The sequence below is a fragment of the Pseudoduganella sp. RAF53_2 genome, from assembly GCF_052113985.1.
In the GTDB taxonomy this organism is placed as follows: Bacteria; Pseudomonadota; Gammaproteobacteria; order Burkholderiales; family Burkholderiaceae_D; genus Rugamonas.
In genome coordinates, this window is the sequence record NZ_JBFRDW010000734.1 from 1 (window position 1) to 2,777 (window position 2,777).

Genomic DNA, 2,777 nt, shown 5'->3' on the forward strand with positions numbered 1-2,777 from the left:
GAACTGGGCAGCGGCTTCTGGCTGCTGACGCCGATGTGCCGCGAAGATGGCAGCGTGGTGCTGGTCAACCGTGGCTTCGTGGCCGGCGGTGCGCCGGGCGCCGCGGCGCACGCTGCACCCGCCGATTGTGCGCAAGCCCGCGCGCAAGGCGCGGCGGCCAGCGTGACTGGCCTGTTGCGCATCAGCGAACCGAATGGCGGCGTGCTGCGCGATAACGACCCGGCGGCCGACCGCTGGTATTCGCGCGACGTGAAGGCGATCGCGGCGTCGCGCCAGTTGTCGAATGTGGCGCCGTACTTTGTCGACGCCGACGCCACACCGGGTGCGGCGGCCGACGCGCCAATCGGTGGCTTGACCGTGGTTTCCTTCCACAACAACCATTTGGTTTATGCTCTCACCTGGTATGTCCTGGCGCTGATGGTGGCCTGGGCTTGTTACTGGATCGTTCGGCGAGAACGTTGAGACAAACTGAAAGGTGCACATGGTAAGTGCCAATGACAGCCAGGCTGTCACGCACGCGGCGGGCCACAAGAATATGCAGCAGCTGATCCAGCTGCGCTGGCTCGCCGTTTTCGGGCAGGTGATCACCATCGCCGTCGCCACCCTGGGCTTCGGCATCCAACTGCCGCTGCCCGCCATGCTTAGCGTGCTGGTTTGCCTGGCCGCCTTCAATATCGCGAGTACCCTGCGCTGGCAGGAACAGATGGCGGTGTCCAACCGCGAGTTGCTGCTGGCGCTGCTGGTCGATGTGGCCAGTCTCACCTTGCAGCTGTATCAAAGCGGCGGCACCACCAATCCCTTTGTTTTCCTTTATCTGCTGCAGGTGATCCTGGGTGTTGTGCTGCTGGATAAAGGATCGACCTGGCTGGTCGTCGGTGTCACTGCGGCCTGCCTGGCTGGTCTGGCAGTGTTCTCCAAACCTCTGGCGCTGCCGCTCGATCATGGACGCGGCATTTTCAGCCTGTACGTGCAGGGCATGCTGCTGTGCTTCGTGCTGGACGCGGCGCTGCTGGTGTTCTTCACCAGCCGCATCATGGAGAACTCGCGCGCCGGCGCCGCCAAGCTGGCCGACTTGCGCCAGCGCGCGGCTGAGGAAGAGCACATTGTCCGTATGGGCCTGCTGGCGTCCGGCGCAGCGCACGAACTGGGGACGCCGCTGGCGACGCTGGCCGTGATTCTGGGCGACTGGCGGCGCATGCCCGAATTCAAAGGCAATCCCGAACTTCTGGAAGAAATCGCGGAAATGCAGACCCAGCTCCAGCGCTGCAAATCCATTGTCAGCGGCATTCTGCTGTCGGCGGGCGAGGCGCGCGGCGAATCGTCGGAACCGACCACCATCAATACTTTCCTGTCCGAACTGGTGGAAGAGTGGCGCGGCAGCCGGCCCGTGGCGTCCTTCGAATTCGTGAACCATATTTCGCGCGACGTGGGTGTGGTGTCCGACTCGACCTTGCAGCAGATGATCTGCAATGTGCTCGACAACGCCCTGGAAGCCTCGCCGGAGTGGCTGCGCATGCAAGCCGGCATTAATGGCGATATGCTGGAGCTTTTGGTGACGGACGCCGGACCCGGTTTCTCGTCCGAGATGCTGGCGCAGTTCGGCAAGCCTTACCAGTCCAGCAAAGGACAGCCGGGCAGGGGACTGGGCCTGTTCCTGGTCGTGAATGTGGCGCGCATGCTGGGTGGCGCGGTCACGGCCAGCAATCGTGCCGAAGGCGGCGCGAGTGTGCGCCTGACGCTGCCGATGTCCGCCATTGCTTTACCTGAGGAATACGAATGACGATGGAAGAAGAACGCGTCCTGCTGATTGTGGAAGACGACGCGGCATTTGCCCGCACGCTGGGCCGTTCGTTCGAGCGCCGCGGCTACAAAGTGCTGCTGGCTGAAAATGTGGACGAAGCGAGCGCCGTGCTGGCCGACCACGATCCGGGCTATGCCGTGGTGGACCTGAAACTGAAGGGCAATTCTTCGGGCCTGGCTTGCGTGCAGGTGCTGCACGCGCACGATCCGGAGATGCAGATCGTGGTGCTAACCGGCTTCGCCAGCATTAACACGGCGGTGGAAGCGATCAAGCTGGGCGCCCGCCAGTACCTCGCCAAACCGTCCAACACCGACGATATCGAAGCGGCCTTCAACCACGTGGCCGGCGCCACCGACGTCGAAGTCACCAACCGCACCACGTCCGTCAAGACGCTGGAGTGGGAGCACATCCATGCCGTGCTGGCCGAGACAGACTTCAACATCTCCGAAGCCGCCCGCCGCCTCGGCATGCACCGCCGCACGCTGGCGCGCAAGCTGGAAAAGCAGCGGATCAAATAGAGAAAGCACCCATGAAATATCGACACTACAAAGGCGGCATATACGAACTGGTATGCGAGGCCACGATGGAGGCCGACCATACGCCGCTGATCGTGTACCGCGCGGCCAACGGCTCGATCTGGTGCCGCCCTCGTGATGTATTTTTCGAGAAGATTGAAGTAGACGGAGTGATTGTCCAGCGCTTCACGCCGATCGAGTAATGGAAACCAGACAGTTGCTTACTCTTTGGAGGAGCTGTTATGGCATCGGTACACGCTTCGATGGGGTTGGCGTTTCAACAGTGGGCGCTGGGGCTGGTCGCCTGTATTGGTTACCGCGCGCACTTTGAGCGCAGCCACGGCGCACCGCTGAAGGATGGCGACTGCGAGCTGCGGTCCGAGGTTCAGATTGACAGACAGCGGCCCGATTTCGTCTTCACAGCCCGTTCCACAAGAACCCATCTCATCGCCGAATGTAAA

General features: G+C 62.3%; 5 protein-coding genes. All 5 read left to right on the forward strand.

What is annotated here, in order from left to right; all coding sequences use genetic code 11:
* A partial coding sequence (locus AB4Z11_RS28625) for an SURF1 family protein (protein WP_442029215.1) occupies positions 1 to 462 on the forward strand: 462 nt, incomplete at its 5' end.
* Between the two features lie 19 nt (positions 463 to 481).
* On the forward strand, positions 482 to 1,780 hold the full coding sequence (locus AB4Z11_RS28630; protein WP_442029216.1) for an ATP-binding protein: 1,299 nt from the start codon (positions 482 to 484) through the stop codon (positions 1,778 to 1,780).
* 2 nt (positions 1,781 to 1,782) lie between these two features.
* Positions 1,783 to 2,319 carry a response regulator transcription factor gene (locus tag AB4Z11_RS28635; protein ID WP_442029219.1) on the forward strand — a complete coding sequence of 179 codons (537 nt, stop codon included), beginning with the start codon at positions 1,783 to 1,785 and terminating at the stop codon, positions 2,317 to 2,319.
* Between the two features lie 11 nt (positions 2,320 to 2,330).
* Entirely contained in the window at positions 2,331 to 2,519 is a 189-nt protein-coding gene (locus AB4Z11_RS28640; RefSeq protein WP_442029217.1) for a DUF1653 domain-containing protein, read from the forward strand.
* Between the two features lie 39 nt (positions 2,520 to 2,558).
* The coding region (locus tag AB4Z11_RS28645) for a hypothetical protein (RefSeq protein WP_442029218.1) at positions 2,559 to 2,777 on the forward strand (219 nt) is incomplete at its 3' end.